22 protein-coding genes are annotated in these 23,748 nt (G+C 72.2%); 12 read left to right on the plus strand and 10 right to left on the minus strand.

The features are described from left to right. Positions 1-71 precede the first annotated feature (71 nt). Complete coding sequence (locus ACFVAJ_RS06285; RefSeq protein WP_376942182.1) at positions 72-1,043, minus strand: aldo/keto reductase; 972 nt, start codon at positions 1,041-1,043, stop codon at positions 72-74. Between the two features lie 203 nt (positions 1,044-1,246). Between ACFVAJ_RS06285 and ACFVAJ_RS06290 the strand changes: the two genes are divergently transcribed. The 4 genes from ACFVAJ_RS06290 (at position 1,247) to ACFVAJ_RS06305 (ending at position 5,701) form a co-directional block, all read left to right on the plus strand. Further along, complete coding sequence (locus ACFVAJ_RS06290) at positions 1,247-2,320, plus strand: NYN domain-containing protein (protein ID WP_376942184.1); 1,074 nt, start codon at positions 1,247-1,249, stop codon at positions 2,318-2,320. Positions 2,321-2,364: 44 nt separating this feature from the next. Then, positions 2,365-3,399: an NAD(P)-dependent alcohol dehydrogenase gene (locus ACFVAJ_RS06295; RefSeq protein WP_376942186.1), complete on the plus strand. Its 1,035-nt coding sequence runs from the start codon at positions 2,365-2,367 to the stop codon at positions 3,397-3,399. A gap of 138 nt (positions 3,400-3,537) precedes the next feature. Beyond that, a complete protein-coding gene (locus ACFVAJ_RS06300) occupies positions 3,538-4,257 on the plus strand; it encodes a FadR/GntR family transcriptional regulator (RefSeq protein ID WP_376942188.1) in 720 nt (239 codons plus the stop codon). A 28-nt stretch (positions 4,258-4,285) separates the two neighbouring features. Next, positions 4,286-5,701, plus strand: a complete 1,416-nt coding sequence (locus tag ACFVAJ_RS06305) for an alpha-hydroxy-acid oxidizing protein (protein ID WP_376942190.1) — start codon at positions 4,286-4,288, stop codon at positions 5,699-5,701. 35 nt (positions 5,702-5,736) lie between these two features. Here ACFVAJ_RS06305 and ACFVAJ_RS06310 read toward each other — a convergent pair whose 3' ends face one another. Beyond that, positions 5,737-6,321: a dihydrofolate reductase family protein gene (locus tag ACFVAJ_RS06310; protein ID WP_376942192.1), complete on the minus strand. Its 585-nt coding sequence runs from the start codon at positions 6,319-6,321 to the stop codon at positions 5,737-5,739. Between the two features lie 71 nt (positions 6,322-6,392). On the opposite strand from ACFVAJ_RS06310, the gene ACFVAJ_RS06315 reads away from it, so the two are divergent. Next, a complete protein-coding gene (locus ACFVAJ_RS06315; protein WP_376942194.1) occupies positions 6,393-6,965 on the plus strand; it encodes a TetR/AcrR family transcriptional regulator in 573 nt (190 codons plus the stop codon). On the opposite strand, the gene ACFVAJ_RS06320 is transcribed toward ACFVAJ_RS06315, so the two are convergent. From ACFVAJ_RS06320 to ACFVAJ_RS06340, 5 genes are all read right to left on the minus strand, one after another. Then, the gene (locus ACFVAJ_RS06320) at positions 6,925-7,434 is read right to left on the minus strand and encodes a hypothetical protein (protein WP_376942196.1); all 510 of its coding nucleotides are present in this window, start codon (positions 7,432-7,434) and stop codon (positions 6,925-6,927) included. The two genes, ACFVAJ_RS06315 and ACFVAJ_RS06320, sit on opposite strands and share 41 nt — an antisense overlap. 106 nt (positions 7,435-7,540) lie before the next feature. Beyond that, a complete protein-coding gene (locus tag ACFVAJ_RS06325; RefSeq protein WP_376942198.1) occupies positions 7,541-7,894 on the minus strand; it encodes a hypothetical protein in 354 nt (117 codons plus the stop codon). Between the two features lie 186 nt (positions 7,895-8,080). Next, the gene (locus ACFVAJ_RS06330) at positions 8,081-10,387 is read right to left on the minus strand and encodes a glycoside hydrolase family 3 C-terminal domain-containing protein (RefSeq protein ID WP_376942200.1); all 2,307 of its coding nucleotides are present in this window, start codon (positions 10,385-10,387) and stop codon (positions 8,081-8,083) included. Further along, the gene (locus ACFVAJ_RS06335) at positions 10,384-11,178 is read right to left on the minus strand and encodes a phosphatase PAP2 family protein (RefSeq protein WP_376942202.1); all 795 of its coding nucleotides are present in this window, start codon (positions 11,176-11,178) and stop codon (positions 10,384-10,386) included. Before ACFVAJ_RS06335 ends, ACFVAJ_RS06330 begins: the two co-directional genes overlap by 4 nt. After that, entirely contained in the window at positions 11,178-12,494 is a 1,317-nt protein-coding gene (locus ACFVAJ_RS06340) for an MFS transporter (RefSeq protein ID WP_376942204.1), read from the minus strand. Before ACFVAJ_RS06340 ends, ACFVAJ_RS06335 begins: the two co-directional genes overlap by 1 nt. Positions 12,495-12,589: 95 nt before the next feature. Between ACFVAJ_RS06340 and ACFVAJ_RS06345 the strand changes: the two genes are divergently transcribed. The 5 genes from ACFVAJ_RS06345 to ACFVAJ_RS06365 all read left to right on the plus strand — a co-directional run bounded on the left by ACFVAJ_RS06345 (position 12,590) and on the right by ACFVAJ_RS06365 (position 18,845). Next, a complete protein-coding gene (locus ACFVAJ_RS06345) occupies positions 12,590-13,186 on the plus strand; it encodes a TetR/AcrR family transcriptional regulator (protein ID WP_376942206.1) in 597 nt (198 codons plus the stop codon). Further along, positions 13,183-14,388 (plus strand): ROK family protein, encoded by a 1,206-nt coding sequence (locus ACFVAJ_RS06350; protein WP_376942208.1) that lies wholly within the window; start codon positions 13,183-13,185, stop codon positions 14,386-14,388. The genes ACFVAJ_RS06345 and ACFVAJ_RS06350 overlap by 4 nt, the downstream gene beginning before the upstream one ends. Before the next feature lie 163 nt (positions 14,389-14,551). Further along, positions 14,552-15,865 (plus strand): MFS transporter, encoded by a 1,314-nt coding sequence (locus ACFVAJ_RS06355; RefSeq protein ID WP_376942210.1) that lies wholly within the window; start codon positions 14,552-14,554, stop codon positions 15,863-15,865. A gap of 9 nt (positions 15,866-15,874) precedes the next feature. Then, positions 15,875-17,446 (plus strand): carboxylesterase/lipase family protein, encoded by a 1,572-nt coding sequence (locus ACFVAJ_RS06360; RefSeq protein WP_376942212.1) that lies wholly within the window; start codon positions 15,875-15,877, stop codon positions 17,444-17,446. A gap of 157 nt (positions 17,447-17,603) precedes the next feature. Next, entirely contained in the window at positions 17,604-18,845 is a 1,242-nt protein-coding gene (locus ACFVAJ_RS06365) for an ROK family protein (RefSeq protein ID WP_376942214.1), read from the plus strand. Here ACFVAJ_RS06365 and ACFVAJ_RS06370 read toward each other — a convergent pair. Beyond that, on the minus strand, positions 18,797-19,591 hold the full coding sequence (locus tag ACFVAJ_RS06370) for a polyprenol monophosphomannose synthase (RefSeq protein WP_376942216.1): 795 nt from the start codon (positions 19,589-19,591) through the stop codon (positions 18,797-18,799). The genes ACFVAJ_RS06365 and ACFVAJ_RS06370 overlap by 49 nt on opposite strands. 46 nt (positions 19,592-19,637) lie before the next feature. Then, positions 19,638-21,158: a peptide MFS transporter gene (locus ACFVAJ_RS06375; RefSeq protein ID WP_376942218.1), complete on the minus strand. Its 1,521-nt coding sequence runs from the start codon at positions 21,156-21,158 to the stop codon at positions 19,638-19,640. Positions 21,159-21,285: 127 nt separating this feature from the next. Here ACFVAJ_RS06375 and ACFVAJ_RS06380 point away from each other — a divergent pair, with 127 nt between their 5' ends. Together ACFVAJ_RS06380 and ACFVAJ_RS06385 are read left to right on the plus strand one after the other, a co-directional pair. Further along, on the plus strand, positions 21,286-22,035 hold the full coding sequence (locus ACFVAJ_RS06380) for a DUF4097 domain-containing protein (RefSeq protein WP_376942220.1): 750 nt from the start codon (positions 21,286-21,288) through the stop codon (positions 22,033-22,035). Positions 22,036-22,114: 79 nt separating this feature from the next. Beyond that, a complete protein-coding gene (locus ACFVAJ_RS06385; RefSeq protein ID WP_376942222.1) occupies positions 22,115-22,906 on the plus strand; it encodes a hypothetical protein in 792 nt (263 codons plus the stop codon). Between the two features lie 21 nt (positions 22,907-22,927). On the opposite strand, the gene ACFVAJ_RS06390 is transcribed toward ACFVAJ_RS06385, so the two are convergent. Then, positions 22,928-23,731, minus strand: a complete 804-nt coding sequence (locus ACFVAJ_RS06390) for an LLM class F420-dependent oxidoreductase (RefSeq protein WP_376942224.1) — start codon at positions 23,729-23,731, stop codon at positions 22,928-22,930. Positions 23,732-23,748 lie beyond the last annotated feature (17 nt).

Here is a 23,748-nt window from a genome sequence, read left to right on the forward strand (position 1 = left end):
GCATCATGGCACGGCACCCGGTGCCGAACGCGGCGACGCGGCCCGTCACGGGACCGTGTCGCCACGCCGATTCAGGCGGAGGCGTCGGCGAGGGCCGCGAGCTCCGCCGGGGTCAGCTCGAGCCGGATCGACGCGAGCAGGTCGCCGAGCTGCTCGACGCTGCGGGCGCTCGCGATGGGCGCCACGACGCTCGGCTGCTGCCGGAGCCATGCGAGCGACACCGCGGCCACGGAGGCCGCGTGGGCCGCCGCGATCTCGTCGAGCGCCGCGAGCACCCGGTTCCCACGCTCGCCGAGGTACGGCGCCGCACCGCCGGCGCGCACGCTCGCGCCCTCGGCGGTGACGTCGGCCTCCGTGCGGTACTTGCCCGCGAGGAAGCCCTTCGCGAGCGAGAAGTACGGGAAGACCGCGAGCCCCTCGCGCTCGGCGCGCTCGCGCAGCCCGTTCGTCTCGAAGTCGCGCTCGACGAGGTTGTAGTGCGGCTGCAGGGCGACCGCCCGGTGGAAGCCGTGCTCCTCGGTCACCCGGAACCACTCGTCGATGCGCTCGGGCGAGTAGTTCGAGATGCCGATCGCGCGCACCTTGCCGGCGTCGACCAGTTCGGAGAACGCCCCGACCGTCTCCGCGAGCGGCGTCTCGGCATCGTCGAAGTGGGCGTAGTAGAGGTCGATGACGTCGGTGCCGAGACGCTGGAGCGAGGCATCCGCCGCCGCATGGATGTTGGCCGCCGCGAGGCCCGTGAACTCGGGGTGCGTGCTCACCTTCGTCGCGATGACGACGTCGTCGCGCGCGCCGCGCGACGCGATCCACTCGCCGATGAGGCGCTCGCTGTCGCCGCCCGTGTTGCCGGGCACCCAGGCCGAGTAGCCGTCGGCGGTGTCGAGGAAGTCGCCGCCTCCGGCGGTGAACGCGTCGAGCACGGCGAACGTCGCGTCGCGGTCGGCGGTCCAGCCGAAGACGTTCGTGCCGAGCGAGAGCGGGGCGATCTCGAGGTCGGAGGCGCCGATGCGGGCGCGTGCGGCGGCGGTGGCGGTCTCGGTCATCTGTGCTCCAGTCGGGTCGATCGTCAGGGTCGGCGCCGGCGACGCGAGTCCCTCCGGCAGTGACCACAACGACGCGCGGAGGCCGGTATTCCCGTGTTTCCCCGCGTGACGCCGGGTCGGCCGGAGCCGCCGGCGCACCGACTCCCGGGTTCGCACAGCTCGGCGGCGTAGCATCGGAGGCACACCCTCGATGGAAGGTCTCCATGCCCATCTCGGCAGAACCCCGCGTGGCCCTGTACTTCGACTTCGACAACATCGTCATCTCGCGCTACGACCAGTTGCACGGCGATTTCGCGTACCGCAAGGACACCTCGCGCTCGAAGGCGCCGTCCGCCGGCACGAAGACCGCCGAGAAGCTGCGGGAGGCGACGGTCGACATCGACGCCGTGCTCGACTTCGCCGCGACGTTCGGCACGATCGCGATCGCCCGCGCCTACGCCGACTGGTCGACGCCGGTGAACGCGAGCTATCGCGGCCAGCTCATCGACCGCGCGGTCGACCTCGTGCAGCTGTTCCCGCTCTCGGCGACGAAGAACGGCGCCGACATCCGGCTCGCGGTCGACGCGGTGGAGGACATGTTCCGCATCGACGACCTCTCGCACATCGTGATCGTCGCCGGCGACTCCGACTACGTCGCGCTCGCGCAGAAGGCGAAGCGGCTCGGCCGCTACGTCGTCGGCATCGGCGTCGCGGGCGGCACGAGCCGCGCGCTGACGGCGGCGGTCGACGAGTTCGCCGACTACGACGCGCTGCTCGCGACCGATGCCGAGGTGGGCGACGACGCCGATGAGGCGGCGGCGACCGCCCCCGCGGAGCCCGCGCCGAACCGGCGCCGCCGGGCGTCGACGAAGACGGTGGATGCCGCGGCCGACGAAGCGCCCGAGGCATCCGGCCGTGCCCGTGGTTCGCGGCGCGCGAAGAGCGAACCCGTCGAGGCCGACGAGCCCGCCGAGCCGGCCGCGCCGGTCGAGCGCCTCTCGCCGCGGGTGCTGCAGTTCGTGGCACCGGGCGATCCCGTGCCCGACGAGGTCGGCAGCAGCCCGCGCAACCCGGGGCGCCTGCTGCAGAAGGCGATCGAGCTGCTGCACGCGAAGAACGACGAGGAGTGGCAGTCGTCGAGCGCGGTGAAGAACCAGATGATGCGCATGGACCCGTCGTTCCAGGAGCGGCGCCTCGGATTCGCCTCGTTCACGGAGTTCCTGAAGTCGCGCGGCGGCGTCGTCGAACTCGACGAGACGGGTCGGGGGCGCGTCCGGATCCGGCCGAAGAAGGACTGACTCCGGCGCTCGCGACGCCGGCCATCACGAAGAAGGGGATCGAGATGAAGGCACTGCAGTACCGCAGCATCGGGCAGGAGCCCGAGGTGGTCGAGATCGACACGCCCGAGCCGGGCCCGGGCGAGGTGCGCATCCGCGTGACCGCGGCCGGCGCGTGCCACTCCGACAGCTTCATCATGGGGCTGAACGAGGAGCAGTACATCTACGGCCTGCCGCTCACCCTGGGCCACGAGGGCGCGGGCGTCGTCGACAAGCTCGGCGACGGCGTCACGGGCGTCGAGGTGGGCGAGGCCGTCGCGGTGTACGGGCCGTGGGGCTGCGGGCGCTGCGCGCAGTGCGCGCAGGGCAAGGAGAACTACTGCGAGCGGGCCGCCGAGCTCGAGATCCGTCCGCCCGGACTCGGTGCGCCGGGTGCGATGGCCGAGTACCTCGTCGTGCCCGACGCCCGGTTCCTGCTGCCGCTCGGCGACCTCGACCCGGTCGAGCACGTCGCCCTCACCGACGCCGGGCTCACGCCGTACCACGCGATCAAGATGTCGCTGCCGAAGCTCGTGCCGGGCTCGACCGCCGTCGTGATCGGCGCCGGCGGACTCGGGCACGTCGCGATCCAGATCCTGCGCGCGCTCACGCCCGCGACGGTGATCGCGCTCGACGTCAGCCAGGACAAGCTGCGGCTCGCGACCGAGGTCGGGGCCCACCACGTGTTCCCCTCCGACGCCGACTCGGCGACCCGGGTCAAAGAGCTGACGGGCGGAAGGGGCGCGGCGGCGGTGTTCGACTTCGTGGCGATCCAGCCGACGCTCGACGCGGGCCACGCGATGCTCGCCGTCGAGGGCGATCAGGTCATCGTCGGCGTCGGCGCGGGCATGCTGCCGGCCGGCATGCTGATGACCCCGTACGACGCGACGGTGCGCTCGCCCTACTGGGGCTCGCGCGCCGAGCTCTTCGAGGTGCTCGACCTCGCGCGAGCGGGCCTCGTGAAGATCGAGACCGAGCGCTTCACGCTCGACGAGGCACCCGAGGCGTACCGCCGCCTGCACGACGGCACCCTGCGCGGGCGTGCGGTCGTCGTGCCCTGACGGGCGACGCGCAGCTTCGACGGATGCCCCGGGGTCGCCCCCGGGGCATCCGTCATGTGGTCTGACCACATCTGCTACCCTGTGGTCAGACCACAGCGGCAGCCAATGGGCGACCGCAGAACGCGAAGGGGCGAGAGCATGAGCGAGACGCGCGCCTGGCGCACCGTGCTCGAGCACATCGAGACGCGACTTCTCGACGGCGCCCTGCGCCCCGGCGACCGCCTGCCCGGCGAACGCGCCCTCTCGGCCGAGCTCGGCGTCGGCCGCTCGAGCGTGCGCGAGGCGCTGCGGGTGCTCGAGGTGCTCGGCCTCATCCGCACCCAGGCGGGCTCCGGCCCGAACGCGGGCGCCGTCATCATCGCGACGCCCGGCGGCGGCATGAGCGCCCTCATGCGGCTGCAGGTCGCGGCGAGCGGGTTCCCGGTCGCCGACATCGTGCGCACCCGCCTCATCCTCGAGAGCGCGGTCGCGGGAGAGCTCGCCGAACGGCTCGGCGGCGAGGCATCCGACCCGATCGATCTCGGCGCGGCCGACCGCCTGCTCGACGCGATGGACTCGCCCGTCCTCACCGCCGCCGAGTTCCTCGCGCTCGACGCCGAGTTCCACCTCGCCCTGGCCGAGGCCTCAGGCAACCAGGTGATCACCGCCACCATGGCCGGGCTCCGCAGCGGCATCGAGGGCTACGCCCTCGAGGGCCTCGCGCACCTCGACGACTGGCAGGCGACCTCGCAACGGCTCCGCGGCGAGCATCGCGGCATCGTCGCCGCGATCAGGGCGGCGGATGCCTCTTCGGCACGCGCCCGCACCCACGACCACATCTCGGGGTACTACGCCGAGACCTTCATCCACCACCACTGACACCCCCAGCACGAGAGGCAGCACCACGATGGTCCAGCGCCAGTTCCCGAACCCGAAAGAGCTCGCCGAGCTCATGCGCTTCAAGAAGCCGACGCTCGACGCGAAGCGGCGCCGGCTCGACGCCGCACTGACGATCGCCGACCTCCGCACGATCGCGAAGCGCCGCACGCCGAAGGCGCCGTTCGACTACACCGACGGCGCCGCCGAGGGCGAGCTCTCGCTCGCGCGCGCCCGCCAGGCCTTCGAGGACATCGAGTTCCACCCCGGCATCCTCCGCAACGTGCCCGAGGTCGACACGAGCCGCGAGGTGCTCGGCGGGCCCACGGCGCTGCCCTTCGGCATCGCGCCCACGGGCTTCACCCGCATGATGCAGACCGAGGGCGAGGTCGCCGGTGCCGGAGCTGCGGGCGCCGCGGGCGTCCCCTTCACACTCTCGACGATGGGCACCACCTCGATCGAGGACGTGAAGGCGGCGAACCCGAACGGCCGCAACTGGTTCCAGCTCTACGTGATGCGCGACCGCGAGCGCTCGTACGAGCTCGTGCACCGCGCGGCGGCCGCGGGGTTCGACACGCTCTTCTTCACGGTCGACACCCCCGTCGCGGGCGCTCGCCTGCGCGACACCCGCAACGGTTTCTCGATCCCGCCGCAGCTCACCCCCGGCACGGTCCTCAACGCCCTCCCCCGCCCGGCCTGGTGGGTCGACTTCCTGACCACGCCGAAGCTCGAGTTCGCCTCGCTGCAGTCGACGGGCGGCACGGTCGGCGAACTCATCGACGGCATGTTCGACCCGACGATCGGCTGGAACGACCTCGACACGATCCGGGCGATGTGGCCGGGCAAGATCGTCGTGAAGGGCGTGCAGACGCTCGCCGACGCGAAGGAGCTCGCGAACCGCGGCGTCGACGGCATCGTGCTCTCGAACCACGGCGGTCGCCAGCTCGACCGCGCGCCCATCCCCTTCCACCTGCTGCCCGAGGTGGCGCGCGAGGTCGGCGACGACCTCGAGGTGCACCTCGACACCGGGATCATGTCGGGTGCCGACATCGTCGCCTCGGTCGCGCTCGGCGCCCGCTTCACGCTCATCGGCCGCGCGTACCTCTACGGCCTGATGGCCGGTGGCCGTGAGGGCGTCGACAAGGCCATCGAGATCCTCTCGAAGCAGGTCGTGCGCACCATGAAGCTGCTCGAGGTGCAGACGCTCGACGAGCTCGGCCCCCAGCACGTCACCCAGCTCGCCCGGCTCACGCCGATCGCGCGCCCGGTGCAGGATGCCGCGGCCCAGGCCGCCTCGGCTGCACCGACGACGGTTCGCGCCCCGCGCGCGGCGGCCAAACCGGCCGCCGCCAAGCCGACTGCGACGAAGACCGCCGCAGCGAAGCCCGCCGCCGCGAAGACCTCGTCGAAGCCGACCGCGAAGCCCCGTACCGGCGCCAAGAGCTGAGCCAGAGGCGGCCGGCCCGCTGGGCCGGACGTCGCTCAATCTCGGCGGGCGTACTCGCCGAGCGTCACCCCCGATTCGAACGCGCGCGACTCGACGGCCTCGAACGCGCGAGCTGCATACTCGCGCGGCCCGAACAGCGGAACGCCCGCTCCGAAGAGCACGGGGTAGCGCTTGATCACGAGGCGGTCGATCTCGTCGGCGAGCGCGGAGGCGAGCGCCCCGCCGCCGCAGAGCCAGATGGAACTCCCCTCCTCCGCCTTGAGCTCGCGCACGAACTCGACGGGGTCGCGATCGGTCACCTCGACGCCCTCGACCCGTTCGGCCGAGGCCGCGTGCTCGCGGGAGAACACGACCTGCCGGAGGTGCCGGTACGGGCTCGTGATGCCGTACGGCAGGCCGACGGCGTAGGTGTTCCACCCCATGAGCACGGTGTCGAACATGCGCCCGTCGGCCTCGACCCCGAAGGCCTCCGCGACGTGCGTCGCCACGGTGTCGGAGTACCGCTCGTTGATCGCGGTCATGTGGTCGCCCTCGACGGCGAACGCATCGTACTCGCCGTTGGGTCCGGCGATGAAGCCGTCGAGGCTGACGGCCACGTAGTACACGAGTTCTCGCATCATCTTCCTATCCACTACTGATGTCGTGGTTGCGAAACTACTACAGGTGTCGTGATCTTGTCTAGACTCGGGGCATGGCCCGAAACGACGACCGCCGCCGACTGCTCGCCGACGCCGGGCTGGCCGTGCTCGCCCGCGAGGGCGCCCGCGGGCTCACCCACCGCGCGGTCGACGACGAGGCCGGTGTGCCGACGGGCACGACCTCGAACTACTTCCGCACCCGCGACGCCCTCATCGCGGGCCTCGTCGCGCGCATCGGCGAACGGCTCATGCCGACCGACGCCGACCTCGCGCACCGTGCCGCGCAGCCGCCGAGCCGTGCCCTCTTCGCGGACTACGTGCGCGACATCGTCCGACGGCTCGGCGAGCACCCCGATGTGACGCTCGCGCTCTTCGAACTCCGCCTCGAGGGCGCCCGCCGCCCCGAGGTCGCGGCGATGCTCGCCGAATGGCAGCGGGCCGGCTTCGCGGCCGACGTCGAGTTCAACCGCTCGGCGGGCCTGCCGGGCGAGGCGCGCGAGATCGCGCTCTTCCACTACGCCATCGACGGCCTCATGCTCGACCGGCTGACGACGCCGATCGACCCGGGCACGACGACCGACGAGGTCATCGACGATCTCGTCGCGGGGCTGCTGCCCGACGGCTGACCCGCTCGCCCGCAGTCGGCGCGTCGGTGTCGTCCGGAACGACGATCACCTGGCCGATCGTGAGCGCGGCGACCTTCTTCGCCATCTTCCGCGCCTGATCCGCCTGCTTGCGCCGGCGCTTCACGAGCTCGGCACGGGCCTTCGCCCGCACCGCGGCATCGGCGCCGACGAGGCGCTTCCGGTCACCCCGGCCCGACGTCGCTCCCGCAGCCGATCGCGGCCCGAACCGGATCGACGCCCGGTCGAGTCGCGCGGCCGCACGCTCGGCCCGTCTCGCGGCGAGACCCGGGGCCTCGCGCCGCGCTGCTTCGGCCGCGGTCATCTCGGCTTCCGCGAACCTCACCGCGGCCTCGAGCCGCGACCGCGACCGCGTGCCCGCGGGCGAGCGCTTCGCCATGCGCCGCACCTCGGCCTCGACCACCCGCGCCGAGTCGATCGCCTGCTTCGCCTCCCTGCGCTCCCGCCTCATGCCTGCATCCCTCCGTGTCCCTGACACCTCCGGTCTACGTCACGCGAGTGCATCCGACAAGGGGTTGCGGGAGCCGGGCGGCTTCGTTCGCCGGCTCGAGGCGCGCTCATCGACGGGTCCCGGCACGAACCGCCGCGTCCCGCTGATGCGTCGGGGACCCGGGCGACGAGGGGCTCACGCCGGCCTTCCCCTTCGCGCGCGACGACGAGCGATAGCGCACGAACCAGACGAGCATGAGCGCCGAGGCGAGGAGGTAGAACGTGTGCAGGAACCAGATCGGCCCGAAGGGCATGCTCAGCACGTAGACCGTGTACAGCGCGTTGCCGGCGTTCGTGATCACGAGGTTGCCGACGCTGTACGAGGACAGGTCCTTCGTGCGCACGGCCTTCACCAGCATGGGCAGGTAGCTCATGGCGAAGAGGCCGGTCGAGATCGCGCCGGCGACGACGGCGACGTTCATGCGCTGAACGCTACGAGCGCGAGGGATGCCCCGCATCGGGACTGGCCCGCGCACTCGAACGCCGCGCGGACCCGATCGGGTCGGTGAGGCCCCCGACCCCGGTCTGCGGGACTCCGTCACTGATACCACTGACGGATCAGTGACGGAGTCCCGCACCGGCGAGACGCGCCCCTCGGGGATCGCCCGCTACCGGGCCTCGGCCGCCCCCGCATTCGCCGCGGCGATGAGCTGCTCGATCTGCTCGTACGAGACGGGGATGCCGGGGAAGCCGACGAGCCGCCCGATCGGGAACGACGCCATCATCTTCTGCATGCCCTCGTCGGTGAACACGTCGGTGTCGGCCATGCCGCCGGCGAGCGAGGCGAGCGCCGCCGCGGCCGCGGGGCCGGCGATCGGGTCGGCCATGACGTCGGCGATCGACGACTCCATCGAGAGCGGCAGGCGCACGGCGTCGCCCTCGACCGCAACGGTCGTCGCGAGGCGGAGGTCGCGGCTGGACGCCCCGACCTCGACCGCGAGCTCGCCGCCCTCGACGACCCAGCGGTCGACACGGATGTCCCAGTACGCGAGGTCCTCGCGGCGCACCCGCACCTCGACCTCGCGCGACTCGCCGGCGGAGAGCTCGACCGAGGCGAACCCGGCGAGCGCGCGGCGCGCCCGCTGCACCGACGACCCGGGGAGGCCGGTGTAGACCTGCACGACCTCGCGCCCGTCGCGCGAGCCGGTGTTCTCGACGGTCACGCGCACGGCGAGCCCCGCGGCATCCTGTTCGACCGAGAGCCCCGAGTACGCGAACGTCGTGTACGAGAGGCCGTGGCCGAAGGGGTACCGCACGGCCGCGTCGCGGGCGTCGTACCAGCGGTAGCCGACGAAGAGTCCCTCGCCGTAGCGCACGTGCCCGAACTCGCCGGGGAAGTCGAGGAACGCCGGGGTGTCCTCGAGGCGCAGCGGGATGGTCTCGGCGAGCCGACCCGAGGGGTTCACGACGCCGTAGAGCACGTCGGCGATGCCGCTGCCGCCGGCCTGGCCGCCGAGCCAGCCCTCGACGATCGCGGGCACCTCTCCCGCGAACGGCAGTTCGACGACGCCGCCGTTGGCGAGCACGACGACCGTGTTCGGGTTCGCCGCGCGCACGGCCTCGACGAGCGCGAGCTGGCTCGCGGGCAGCCGCAGGTGCTCGCGGTCGAAGCCCTCCGACTCGGCCGCGGCCGGCAGACCGAGGAAGAGCACGGCGACGTCGGCCGCGGCCGCGGCGGCCGCCGCCTCCTCGACGAGGGCGGATGCCTCGGCGGCGTCGCCGCTCTCGTCGATCGTGAAGCCCGGTGCGAACACGACGCCGGCGCCGGCCTGCTCCTCGATCGCCGCGAGCGCGGTGTCGAGGCGGGTCGGGTTGATGAGCGACGAACCTGCGCCCTGGTAGCGCGGGGTGCGCGCGAACTCGCCGATCACGGCGACGTTCTGCGCGGGGGCGAGCGGCAGCAGGCCGCCCTCGTTGCGCAGCAGCACGGCGCCGCGGGCGGCGGCCTCGCGGGCGAGGGCGTGGTGGGCGTCGACGTCGTAGCCCGCGTCGGCCGACGCGCCGGCGACGGCCTTCTGCGCGAGCTCGACGGCACGGCGCACCGCGAGATCGAGCGCGGCCTCGTCGAGTCGGCCGTCGCGCACGGCGGCGACGAGCTGCGCGTCGGTGCGACCGTCGGAGGCGGGCATCTCGAGGTCGAGCCCGGCGGGCACACCCTCGACGCGGTCGTTCACGGCGCCCCAGTCGCTGACGACGAGGCCCTCGAAGCCCCACTCGTCGCGCAGCACGCTCGTGAGCAGCCACGGGTCCTCGCTCGTGTACACCCCGTTGAGCCGGTTGTACGAGCACATGACCGTCCACGGCTGCGCGTCCTCGACGACGCGCTGGAAGCCGCGCAGGTAGATCTCGCGCAGCGGCCGCGGGTCGACGTCGCTCGACGCGCGCATGCGGTCGTGCTCCTGGTTGTTCGCGGCGAAGTGCTTGAGCGAGGCGCCGACGCCCTGCGACTGCAGGCCGTTGACGAGCGCCGCGCCGAGCACGCCCGAGACGAGGGGGTCCTCCGAGAGGTACTCGAAGTTGCGGCCGCACAGCGGCGAGCGCTTGATGTTGATGCCGGGGCCGAGCAGCACCCCGACGCCCTCGGCGCGCGCCTCCTCGCCGAGGGCGCGGCCGACGCGCTCGAGCAGCTCGGGGTCGAAGGTCGAGCCGAGCGCGACCGCGGGCGGGAAGCACGTGGCCGGCACGCTGTCGCCGATGCCGAGGTGGTCGGCGCTGCCGCGCTGCAGGCGCACGCCGTGGGGGCCGTCCGTCAGCACGATCGACGGAACGCCCGCGCGCTCGACGGCCTTCGTCGTCCAGAAGCTCGCGCCGCTCGTGAGCGACGCCTTCTCGTCGAGGGTGAGCTCGGCCACGATCTCGGCCGCGTCGCGCTCGGCGAAGCCGGCGGTCGGGTCGGTCTGCAGGGTGTCGGTCATGCTGCTCCTTCGTTCGCCGGCGCCGCGATCGCGCGCCGGAAGAGTGGTTTTCCGTAGTCCTTCTGGAGCAGGGTCGCGAACGCCCACCAGATGATGAGCGTCGCGGAGGCCCCGCCGATGATGCCGAACAGCGCATCCGAGAGCCAGTGCGCGTTGATGAGGGTGCGCTGCCAGATCATGCCGACCACGAGCAGTGCTCCGACGATCCACCAGACGAGGCGCTTGGCCGGCGGCAGCAGCGCGGCGACCGCCACGACGAGGATGCCGGTGCTCACCGCGTGCCCGGAGGGGAACGATCCGTGGTCGACCTGGAACAGCGGGCCGAAGAGCCCTGCGGCGACGTCGTCGGCCGGTCGCGGCCGGTCGACGAGGTTCTTCGTGAGCTGCGAGACGCCGAAGTTGCCGACGAGCTCGGCCGTGAGGAAGAACAGCGCCGAGCGCCAGCGGCGGATGACGAACAGCCACGCCGGGATGAGCAGCATGGTGAGCACGGCACCTGGGATCTGGCCCAGGTGCTGGAAGAGCATCGGCAGCGCCCAGGTCTCGCCGCCCGTGCCGGGTGCGAGGCCGACGAACGCTCGCCAGGCGTCGTCGAGGGGCTGAGTGAAGGGCGCCTCGACGTTCTGCGCGACCGCGAACCCGAAGGCGATGAAGGCGGCCAGCCCGACCAGGCCGGCGACGAGCAGCGCGCGCGGCCGCGTCGGGCGGGCGGATACCTCTCCGGCATCGCCGGCATCGGCTCCGCGCGGCTCGGACGACGACGAGACCGTGGCGCTCGTGGCATCCGTCATCACTTCACCGCCTTGATCGGCCAGACGGCGAAGGCGCCGAGCACCGAGAGCACGATGCCCACCGGGAAGAGCCCGGCGTAGCCGAAGGTCAGCACGATCCCGCCGGCGACGGCGGGGGCCAGCGTCTGCGGCAGGGTCGCGGCGATGTTCACGACGCCGAGGTCCTTCGCGAACGACTTCGCCGAGGGCAGCACCTCGCTCATCAGCGCCGTGTCGACGGCCTGGAACATGCCGAAGCCGAGACCGGCGATGAAGGTCATGATCATCCACGCGGTGAGGTCGGGCCAGACCCACGGCACGACGAGCGCGAGTCCCGTGACGATCGAGGAGGCGAAGACGAAGGGCTTGCGGCGCCCGAACCGGTCGGAGAGCGGTCCGGAGGCGACCGTCGCGATGAGGATGCCGGTGAGGCTGATGAGGCCGAGCATCGGGATGACCTCGCCCGGGTTCTCGATGCCGAAGTAGTCGGTGAGCAGGAAGAACTGGTAGCCGGTCACCGCGAAGTAGCCGGTGTAGAGCAGCAGCCGACCGGTGAAGGCCCAGAAGAAGTCGGGGTGCTTGACGGGGTTCACCCAGAAGGTGCGCAGGAAGTCGGCGAGCTTGAACGGCTCGGGCACGACGTCCGTCGAGGAGTAGTCGGGGTTGAACACGACGAAGAGCGTCAGGATGACGAGCGAGAACACGGCGAACGTGACGTACCCCGCGGCGATCGAGCCGAGGAAGAGCGAGCCGACGATCTGACCGCCGAGGGCGCCGACCATGAGGCCGATGCCCGACAGGGCGGCGAACGTGCCGCGGCGGTTGAGCGGAACCCGGTCGGGCATGACCGCGCTGAGCGGTCCCTGCGCGAAGTTGTAGGTGATCTGCACCAGGGTCCAGGCGATCACGACGCCGACGAGCGAGTCGGCGAAGGCGAGGCCGACGAGCGCGAGACCGCCCGCGAGCGAGCCGATGAAGATCCACGGGGCGCGGCGGCCGAAGCGCGAGCGGGTCCGGTCGGAGATCTGGCCCGCGACGGGCTGCGCGAGCATCGAGAAGAACGAGCCGATGGTCGTCACGATCAGGAGGTTGGTGACCTTGTCGGCCTCGCCGAACTGGGCGGTGATCTGCGCCGGCAGCAGGATGCCCGGCACGGCGCCCCAGATCATGAAGATGCCGAGGTTCGCGGGGATGATCCAGCCGAGGAGACGGCGAACGCCCTTGATCGGGGCGGGCGGGTCCTCGTTGCCCGCGGCGTCCTCGAAGAAGGCCGCGGCCTCGTCGAGATCGTCTGGGCGGAGGTCGGTGACGGGTTCGGGGGTGGACGCCGTTGTCATCTGGGGGATCCTTCTCGATGCGGCCTCGCCGATGAGACCGAGTGCGAAAACCATACGTCACTCGGTTTTAGTTGGCAAGCGACTACCATTCAGGTATGGCACGACGGGGTTCGTACGCGAAGGGCATCGCCAAGCGGGAGGAGATCCTCACCGCGGCGCTCGAGGTGATCGCCCGCAACGGCTACGGCCGCGCCTCGGTGCGCGAGCTCGCCGACGCCGTCGGACTCAGCCAGGCGGGCCTCCTGCACTACTTCTCCTCGAAGGAGGAGCTGTTCGCCGAGATCCTGCGCAAGCGCGACGAGGTCGACCGCGAGACGATCGCGGCGGCCGACGCCGACAACGAGCTGAGCATGCTCGACGGATTCGTGCAGGTCATCCGCCACAACGTCGACGTCCCCGGGCTCGTGCAGCTCTACGCGCGGCTGTCGACCGAGGCGACCGAGCCCGAGCACGCCGCCCGCCCGTTCTTCGACGAGCGCTTCCGCGCGTTCCGCGAGATGGCCGCCGAGGGCATCCGAGAGAGCCAGCGCGAGGGCGGCCTGCCCGCCGACCTCGATCCCGACCGGGTGGCGACCATGCTGCTGGCCCTCGCCGACGGGCTGCAGACCCAGTGGCTGATGGACCCGTCGATCGACATGGCCGCCCACATCGAGGACTTCATCCGCATCCTCAGCCGCCCCGCCGCGCCATGACCTCGCTCGCGAGCGCCGACATCCGCCGGCACAACCTCGCGCTCGTCGCGACGCGGCTCGCCGAGGTCGGCACCGCCTCGCGCAGCGATCTGGCGGATGCCACGGGGCTCGCCCGCGGCTCGGTGACGGCGCTCGTTCGCCAGCTCGAGGCCGACGGGCTCGTGCGCGAGACGGCGCTCGTCGCCGCGGAGGGCAAGGGTCGGCCGCGCACCATGCTCGAGCTCTCGGGCGACCACCTCGCGATCCTCACGCTCCTCATCGACGCCGACCACGCGAGCGCGGTGGCCTCGACGCTCGGCGGCGAGCGGCTGACCCGAGTCGAACGACGGCACGGGCGACCCATGGGCGACCCCGCCCGAGTGCTCGACATCGCGGCCGAGGCGTTCGACGCCGCGCTCGGCGAGCTCGGCGATCGCGAGGTCGCCGACGCCTCCGTCGTGGTGTGGGCACCGGTCGGCGGCGACCCCGCGGTCGTGCTCGCCGACACCGACCTCGGCTGGGGCACGGTCGACCTCGTCGCCCTCCTCGCCGACCGCTCGCCCCGGTTCGCCGCGCTCGCCTCCGCGGGGCGCGTGCGGCTCCTCGCCGACACCCAGGTCGCGGCCCTCGCCGAGCACGCCGCCGCGGGGCGACCGAGCGAGCTCGTCTACCTCAAGAGCGACTCGGGCATCGGCGGCGCGGTCGTCGTCGACGGGACGCCCGTCGACGGCAGCCATCACCTGGCCGGCGCGCTCGGGCACCTGCCCGTCGTTCCGGGCGGGGTGCGCTGCGAGTGCGGCCAGCACGGATGCCTCGTCACCGTCGCCGGCCCCGACGTGCTGCTCGAGCGGGCCGGCCTCGCCGAGCTCGCCCGCGACGAGGGCCTCACCGTCGCGCTCGACGAGTTCGTGCGCCGCATCCGAGCGGGCGAGCCCGCGGCCGTCGACGCCTGGGACGCGGGAGCCGCCGAGCTCGCCCGCACGCTCCAGATCGTGACGCTGACGGTCGACCCCGCGATCATCGTCGTCGGCGGCTACCTCGCCGCGCTCGCCGACGACCTCGGCGAGCGGCTCGCGAAGATCCAGCCCGGTCTCGAGGGCGCGTTCCTCACCGCCCCGCAGGTCGTCGGAAGCCGGCTCGGGCGCGACGCCGCGCTCCTCGGCGCCGAGCAGACCGCCGTCGCGCGCCTCCTCGCGGACCCCGCAGCCCTCTCCCCCGCCTGAGGTCGAACCGAGGGGCGCACCGGCGCACCTTCGCGCCCGCGTATCCACATAGTTCACGACTTGAATTTTTAGGCTCCTCGCGTCACACTGAAGCCGAATGCCACTCGGGATTCAACCCGAGTCCCCCCGAAGCCCACGGACGTCTCGACGATGAGGAGCCCACATGTCCCTGCAGCCGCCCCTGCCCGACCCCACGACGGAGCTCGCCCCGACGGGCGCCATCTCGGCCACCGAACCCGTCCCGGGCGACCCGCCGCAGAGCCCCCCGCCGACGAAGCGCACCCTGCCCGGCATCCTGGGCGTCGCCCTCGCGCTGTTCGCCACCTACGCGGGCCTCATCGCCATCCTGCTGCCGATCCAGGTCGCCCTCATCGACGAGGCGAACAAGGTCGCCAACCTCGCGATCATCATGACGACCTCGTTCGTCTTCACGCTCTTCGCACAGCCGATCGTCGGCGCGATCAGCGACCGCACCCGCTCCCGCTTCGGCCGGCGGGCGCCCTGGATGGTCGGCGGCGCCCTCATCGGCGGCGTGCTGCTCTTCGGCATGGGCTTCCTCGACTCGATCCTCTGGCTCACGGTCTTCTGGGTGCTCATCCAGGTCTCGCTCAACGCCCTGCAGGGCCCGCTGTCGGCGATCACGCCCGACCGCTTCCCCCGCGACCGGCGCGGCGTCGCGAGCGCGATGTTCGGCCTCGGCATGCAGATCGGCGCGACGCTGGGCATCATCCTCGCCGGCCAGTTCGCCACGAACTTCGGCGTCGGCTACTCGGTCTTCGGCGTCATCGTGATCGTCGTGACGGTCGCCTACGTCGTCATCGACCGCGACTGGTCGTCGAAGGAGGCGACGGTCGCACCGTGGAGCTGGAAGCAGTTCTTCGGCGGCTTCTGGATCAACCCGAAGCAGCACCCCGACTTCGCCTGGGCGTTCTCGGCACGGTTCCTGTTCATGCTCGGCTATTTCGTCGTCTCGGCGTACGGGCTCTACATCCTCACCGACTACATCGGCATGGAGCTCACCGAGGCCGCCGGAGCGCAGGTCACCCTGACGCTCGCCGGACTCGTGCCCACCCTCGTCGCCGTCGCGATCTCGGGCTGGTGGAGCGACAGGATCGGCCGCCGCAAGGTGTTCATCTACGCCTCGTCGGCGATCATGGTCGCGAGCCTCGCGTTCCCGTTGATCATGCCGAACATGACGGGCATGCTCATCATGAACATCATCATCGGCTTCGGATTCGGGTTCTACATGTCGGTCGACACCGCACTCATGACCGAGGTGCTGCCCGGCGGCGGCAAGGACGCCGGCAAGGACCTCGGCATCCTGAACATCGCCACCAACATCCCCCAGGCCATGAGCGCGGCCGTCGCCGGCGTCATCATCAGCGCCCTCGGCGGCTACCCCATGCTGTTCGTGTTCGCCATGGTCTTCGTCGTGATCGCGGCCGTCGCGGTCGCCCCCATCAAGAGCGTGCGTTAGGAGTTCCATATGTCGCACACCCCCGCCCAGCCCGACACGAGCACCGAGACGGATGCCTCGGCGGCATCCCCGTTCGTCGAGGTCGACACGCACGCCGGCCGCGTCCGCGGCCAGTGGCGCCCGACCACCCGCCACGCGGGCGACGCGAGCGGAGGCCGCGGCGCCGAACGGTCGGCGGCATTCCTCGGCCTCCCCTTCGCCGAGGCGCCGGTCGGCGAGCTCCGCTTCGCGGCGCCCGTGCCGAAGGCCCCGTGGGCGGGGGTGCGCGACGCCCTCGAGTTCGCGCCGACCGCGCAGCGCGGCGACCCCGGCGTGACGCTCATCCCCGAGCCGAGCATCGAGGGCGACTCGACCCTCAACGTGAACGTGTTCACGCCGTCGCCCGAGCGCCCCGCCGACGGCGCCGAGGGCCTCCCCGTGCTCGTCTGGATCCACGGCGGCGGCTACTTCGCGGGCTCGCCCGCGAGCCCCTGGTACGACGGCCGCAACTTCAACCGCGACGGCGTCGTGACGGTGACGATCTCGTACCGGCTCGGCTTCGACGGCTTCGGCTGGATCGACGGCGCCCCGTCGAACCGCGGCATCCGCGACTGGCTGCTCGCCCTCGAATGGGTGCAGCAGAACATCGCCGCGTTCGGCGGCGACCCCGCACGGGTGACCATCGCGGGCCAGTCCGCCGGCGGCGGCGCCGTGCTCACGCTCCTCGGCATGGAGGCGGCGCAGCGCCTCTTCCACGGCGTCTACGCGATCTCGGGGGCGACGGCCGACGTCACCCCCGAGCGGGCCGAGGCGCTCGCCCGCAGGATCGCCGCGCAGCTCGGCGTCGAGCCGACGCTCGCGGGCTTCAGCTCGGTGAGCGAGGAGCGCCTGCTCGACGCGCAGAAGGCGGCCACCGCGCTCGACCCCTCAGCGCTGAACGAGGTGCTCGATGAGGGCCTGGGCCTCGGCCCGACGATCGACGGCGAGTTGCTGCACCGCTCGACGGTCGACTCGCTGGCGGCGGGCGTCGGCGCCGGCAAGCCGCTCGTGCTCGGCGCGACCGACGACGAGTTCGCGATGGCGCTCATGGACGCGCCGAAGATCCTGCGCTTCGTGCCGAAGTCGATGCTCGTGAAGAAGTCGGGCCTGACGAAGGCGCAGGTGCGCCCGTACCTCGCCGCGAACCGCGACGTCTCGAAGCACGGCAACGCCCGGCTGCTCGGCCGGCTCATCACCGACCGCATGTTCAAGGTGCCGATGCTCCGCGTGGTCGCGGCCCGGGCGCGCCTCGACGATGCAGCGGGCACCTGGCTCTACCGCTTCGCCTGGCCGAGCGGCACCTTCGGGTTCGCCGAGCACTGCCTCGACGTGCCGTTCTTCTTCGACTGCCTCGACGGCCCCGCGATGGTGCCGCTCGCGGGGCCGAACCCGCCGCAGGCCCTCGCCGACGAGCTGCACGCCGGCGCGGTCGCGTTCGTCGCGACCGGCGACCCCGGCGAGGCGTGGCCGCGCTGGTCGGATGCCTCGCGCGCGACCCGCGTGTACGACACCCCGACGACCGTGGCGGACGACGGCTACGCGAGCGTGCGCCCGCTGCTCTGACCGCACACGCGTGCTGCTCCTGCAGGAGAATGGGCTGCATCCCCCGCTCACAGCTGGGGATGCAGCCCATTCTCCTGCGCCAGCCGCGGCTCAGGGTACGAGATGACCCCCGAACGGGGTACGTGACCCCGCGACGCGAGCCGAGCATGCTTGCGACATGACCGCGGCCGGCGAATCTCCCGTACCCACCACCACCGGCCCGCTCGACGAGGTGCACCGGGCCCAGTCGGCCCGCTTGCTCGACCACCTCGTCGTCCACGGGCCGGCCACCCGCTCCGAGCTCGCCACGGCGACGGGGCTCGGGCGGGGCACCATCGCGGGGCTCACCTCGCGCCTGCTCGACGCCGGCGTGCTGCGCCCGGGCGGCACGGCTGCATCGGGTGACGGCCGGGCGGCGCCGCTCGCGCTCACCGCGGCCGACCGGGTGCTCGTCACCGCGATGCTCACCCCCGACGACGCGATCGCCACCGTCGCCACGCTCGGCGGCGACGAGATCGCCCGATTCCTCGAACCGCTGATCCCCGTCGACGGCGATGCCGCCGACACGCTCGAGCTCCTTGCGATCGTGCTCACCCGCGCCGCCGCCAGGGCGCAGCGCGGAAACCATCGCGTCGCCGACCTCACCGTGCTCGTCGACGGCGCCGTCGTCGGGCGACCCGCGGTCGTGGTCACCGACGCCCGCCTCGGCAGCGAGCCCGTCGACGTGCTTGGCGCGCTGCGGATCCTCGCCCCGGCGCTCGCCGAGCTCGAGCCCGGGCTGGCCCTCCCGATCACCCTGCTGCCGGCGGCGTCGGCGGCGGCGTCCGCCGAGCACGCCGAACTGCCGGGCATCGACGAACTGCTGTACATCGCGGGCGACGACGCGGTGACCGCCGCGGCGATCTCGGGCGGCCGCCCGCTCACCGGCGCCCACGGGCTCGCCGCCACCTTCGCGCACCTCCCGGTCGTGCCCGGCGGAGCGCGCTGCGCCTGCGGACAGCTGGGCTGCCTCGCCACGGTCGCGGCACCCGAGCTCGTGCTCGAGCGCGCCGGCCTCACGGAGTTCGCCGCCGCACACGGCCGCGCCGGGGCCCTCGCCGAGCTCGTCGAGCGGGTCGCGGCCGCCGACGACCGGGCGCGCTGGTCGTGGCTCGACGCCGCGCACTGGATCGGCCGGGCGCTGCAGCTCGTCGTGCCGACCCTCGATCCGTCCGCGGTCATCGTCGGCGGCTACTGGGGCGTGCTCCTCGGCGATATCGACGCCGCGTTCCGCGCGAACCGGCCGACGATCGGCGGCGGTGCGCTCGAAGCGATCCCGACGTTGGCCCCCGCCCGTCTCGGCCCCGGGGCCGTATTCGCCGGCGCCCGGCGTCAGGCGCGCGAGCGCCTGGTCGCCGAACCGTCGCTGCTCGCCGGCTGAGTCGTGCGCGGCCTGCGCCGCAGACGGCTCGCGATGCCCCATCCGGTGACGCGCAGCATCGCCTCGACGACGATGCCGATGCTCATCTTCGAGCGCCCGCGCTCGCGCTCGACGAAGGTGACGGGCACCTCGGCGATCGTGAGGCCGGCCTCACGGGCGTGCCACAGCATGTCGACCTGGAACCCGTACCCGCGGGTGTGCACGTCCTCGAGGCGCACCCGCCGCAGCCCGTCGGCGCGGAACGCCCGGTACCCGGCGGTCGCGTCACGCGTCGGCAGCCGCAGCACCCAGCGGGCGTAGGCGCTGCCGCCGCGCGAGAGCAGCTGACGTCGCCGCGGCCAATTCTCGATCGATCCCCCCGGCACCCAGCGCGACCCGATCACGAGATCGACGGGTTCGCCCGCCGGGTCGACGCCGGCGAGCGCCGCGAGCATCGCGGGCAGCTGCTCGGGCAGGTGCGAGCCGTCGGCGTCCATCTGCACGATCGGGTCGTACCCGCGGGCGAGCGCCCAGTCGAAGGCCGCGAGATAGGCCGCGCCGAGCCCCTCCTTGCCGGCCCGGTGCAGCACCTGCACCGCACTGTCGGCCGCCGCGAGCTCGTCGGCGAGCACCCCGGTGCCGTCGGGCGAGGCGTCGTCGACGATGAGCACCGAGGCATCCGGAACCGCCGTGCGCACCCGGCCCACGATGGTGGCGAGGTTCTCACGTTCGTTGTACGTGGGGATCACCACGAGCGGTCGGGACATCCCTCGAATCGTAACCGCTCACGCCGGTCGCGTCGTGCGCGCCCGGTCAGCGCACCCCCGACATGAGCTTCAGCACCCCTCGGCTGCCCACGGCGAGCGCGAGGCCGAGCACGATCGCGATACCGCCGAGCACGCCGAAGTAGACGACCTCGTTCTCGCTCGAGTAGAACTCGGCGAGCCGCCCAGAGATGGCCGTGCCGAGCGCCACCGAGAGGAAGAAGAGCGCCACCATCTGCGTGTGGAACACCTTCGGCGCGAGTTTCGTCGTCACCGAGAGGCCGACGGGCGAGAGCAGCAGCTCGGCCACGGTGAACACGAAGAGGATGCCGATGATCGCGAGCAGCGGCGTCGAGTTCGCCCCGCCGCCGGCGAACGGGATGAACAGGAGGAAGGCGACGCCCATGATGGCGGTGCCGAGTGCGAACTTGATCGGCGTCGAGGGCTGGCGGTCGCCGAGCTTCGTCCAGATGGCGGCGAAGACGCCCGACAGGATGATGATGAAGATCGGGTTGATCGACTGCACCCACGACACCGGCATCTCCCAGCCGAACAGGTCGCGGTTCAGCTGCTCGTCGGAGTAGATCGTGAGCACGGTGAACTGCTGCTGGTACAGCGACCAGAAGGCGACGCTCGCGATGAACAGGGGGATGAATCCGAGCACCCGACGGCGTTCGACGGACTCGATGCGGCGGCTCCCGAGGATCACCGCGAAGTACGCGATCGCCGCGGCGATCGTGCCCATGATCACCCACGTGACGAGGTTCGTCGCGGTGATCGCGCCGGTGAGGACGAGCACGACGACGGCGATGACGGCCGCGACCGCGATCGCGATCACCAGCCCGATGCGATCGCGGGGCAGCGGGTTCGGCACGGCCGACGCGACGGCCGGCAGCCGCTTGCGCCCGAACGAGTACTGGATGAGTCCGATCGCCATGCCGACGGCTGCGAGCCCGAAGCCCCAGTGGAACCCGAGCGTCGAGGCGAGCAGGCCCGTGAGGATCGGCCCGAGGAACGCGCCGAGGTTGATGCCGAGGTAGAAGATCGAGAAGCCGGCGTCGCGGCGGGGGTCGTGCTCGGAGTACAGCGTGCCGACGACGCTCGTCGCGTTCGCCTTGAGGCCGCCCGAGCCGAACGCGACGAGCACGAGCCCGACGCCGACGCCCACGAACCCGGGCAGCAGGGCGAGCGCGATGTGTCCGGCCATGATGACGATGGCCGAGTAGAAGAGCACCCGCTCGCTGCCGAGGAGCCGGTCGGCGAGCCACGCCCCGAGGATCGTCGAGAGGTACACGCCGCCGCCGTACGCGCCGACGATGCCGGCCGCGGCGGTCTGGTCCATGCCGAGGCCGCCCTCGGCAGCCGAGTAGTAGAGGTAGATCAGCAGGATGCCCTGCATGCCGTAGAAGCTGAAGCGCTCCCACATCTCCACGCCGAAGATGTTCGCGAGTGAGCGGGGCTGTCCGAAGAAGCCTCGGTCGCCCCGGGTGTCGCGCTCGACCGGCGTGCTGCCGTTCGCGGGCTCAGGCGGCCCGGACTCCCCCGGGGCAGGTTCGGTGACGCTGCCCATGCGCTTCACCCTACTCCCGACCGCCATCCCCCGGCCCGATCCGGGGGTGAGCCCCCGTTGCCGCGCCGGCCGGGCTGGCTACCATCGGTCGTGGGAGCGAAGGCACCCATCGGCAAGGGGGAAGATCATGACTCGCATGACGCGCACGGGCCGGACGATCTCGATCGTCACGGTCGCAGCGGCGGCCACGGTGGCGATGAGCGGATGCGCCTGGCTCGCGCCGCCCGAACGGTTCAGCGACGATGCCACCCTCGACGAGCAGGTGCAGTCGATCGAGATCGAGCACCCCGAGGGCAGCGTGACCGTCGAGGGCGTCGAGGGCGCCACCTCGATCTCCGTGTCGCGCACCGTGTCGTATCGCGGCGACCGCGAGATCGGCTCGACGTTCGAGGTGCAGGGCGACGTGCTCGTGCTCGGCGGATGCGGTCGCGACTGCTCGGTCGACTACACGGTGGAGGTCCCGGTCGGCGTCGACGTCAGCGGGGCGACCTCGAACGGGGCGATCGCCCTCACCGGGGTGAACGAGGTCGAGGTCGAGACGAGCAACGGGCGCATCGAGCTCGACGACGTCACGGGCGGGATCGACGCGAAGACGAGCAACGGACGCATCGAGGGTCGAGGGCTCGCCGGCGACGGCCTGCGCGCCTCGACCTCGAACGGGGCGATCGAGCTGCGGCTGGCGACGCCGCAGGACGTCGAGGCGCACACCTCGAACGGCTCGATCGACGTCTCGGTGCCGTCGGCCGAGGGAAGCTACCAGGTCGAGACCGACACCTCGAACGGCTCGGTCGACGTCGACATCGACGATGTCGTCGACGGGGAGTTCCTGCTCGACCTGTCGACCTCGAACGGCTCGATCACCGTCACCGGCGGCTGAGCTCCACCCCTTGCCCCGGCGTCGTGCTTGCGGCATCCTGAGCTGACCCGGCCGCCGCCGGCGCGACCGGGGAGGGCCAGTGGAGGCATCCGACCACGACGAACGGCTGCGCCGCCTGCAGCGGCTGGCCTACGGCGCCGACACTCCGCCCGAGGAGCGCGCGGCGGCCGAGGCGGAGCTGCAGGCGATGTCGGATGCCGCGGCGAGCGCCGCCACCGCCGCCGCGGAGTCCGGGGTCGGGGTCGTGTCCGACGACACCGGCTCGCCGGCGCCGGCCCGAGACCTCGACGCCCCGGCGCGCGACCGAGGCGCCTCGTCGACGGCGATGCGCTGGGCGGTCGGCGCCGGCGTCGCGGCCCTCGTGGTCGGCATCGCCGTCGGCGTCGGCGTCTCGGGCCTCACGTCCGCTCAGGCAGGGCCCGGGTCGATCGGAACGACCGACGCGATCGATGCCGGCACGGAGGCGGGTGCAGGCTCCGATCCCTCGGTCATCACCGGACCGGGCACGCCCATCGAGCTCACGCCGATCTACGAGGTGTTCGAGCGGGAGCAGCGCCCCGCCGATGCGGTGGCCGACGACGTGCTGCTGGGGACGGACCTCGATCGGGCGAGTACGCGGTTGCTCCTGACCCGATCCGACGGCGTCGACCTCTTCGCCGCCACGCAAGGCGGCGGAGAAGAGCTGTGCATCGTCGTCGTCGCCGCCGATCTCGCCGGCTCGGGCAGCGCCTGCACCGACGGCGGCATCGTGCCGCCCGCCGGGATGACGGTCAGCTTCGGCTTCGTCGACCAGGGGCCGCCGATCACCGCGAGCCTGCACGCCGACGGCACGGCCGGGCTCAACGCCGCCGAGGAGCCCGCCGCCGAGTGACGAGCCGCCCGCTCGTGGGCGTCAGCCGTTGCGCGCGTCGCGCCAGGCGAGCCAGCGCTTCACCGGCACGAGGTCGTAGTCGGGTCCGTCGACCCCGATCGTGAAGAGCCGCACCCCGGCGTCGTAGAGGGCGTCGGCGTGCTCGACGTCGCGCCCGTGCCGGTCGAGCTCGTTCGAGACGGTGATCTCCGAGACATCCCGACCGACCTCGTCGCACCAGCGGCGCAGGACGTCGAGCTTGTGCGCGATCTCGTCGGGCGCGACGAACGAGTGCCAGATGTCGGCGTGCTTCGCGACGAGCCGCAGCGTCTTCTGCTCGCCCTTGCCGCCGATCATCACGGGGATGCGCCGGGTCGGTGCGGGGTTCAGCTTCGCCCAGCGCGCCTCGATGCGCGGCAGTGCCGCGCCGAGGGCGTTCAGCCGTGAGCCACGGGTGCCGAACTCGTAGCCGTACTCGTCGTAGTCGCGCTCGAACCAGCCCGCGCCGGTGCCGAAGACGAAGCGGCCGACGCCGGTGCCCTTCGCCGAGATGTGGTCGAGGGTGCGGGCCATGTCGGCCTGCAGGTCGGCGTTGCGGTACGAGTTGCAGTTGACGAGCGTGCCGAACTCGATGCGCTCGGTCTGCTCGGCCCAGGCGCCGAGCATCGTCCACGCCTCGAAGTGCAGGCCGTCGCGGTCGCCGTGCAGCGGGAAGAAGTGGTCCCAGTTGAAGACGAGGTCGGCACCGAGGTCCTCGAGGCGCAGCACCGCGTCGCGGATGGCCGGGTACTGCGCGTGTTCGGGCTGCAGCTGCACGCCGAGGCGCACGCGGTCGTCGTAGGGCATGCCGACAGCCTAGACAG

This window comes from Agromyces sp. NPDC057679, assembly GCF_042799635.1.
GTDB lineage: Bacteria > Actinomycetota > Actinomycetes > Actinomycetales > Microbacteriaceae > Agromyces.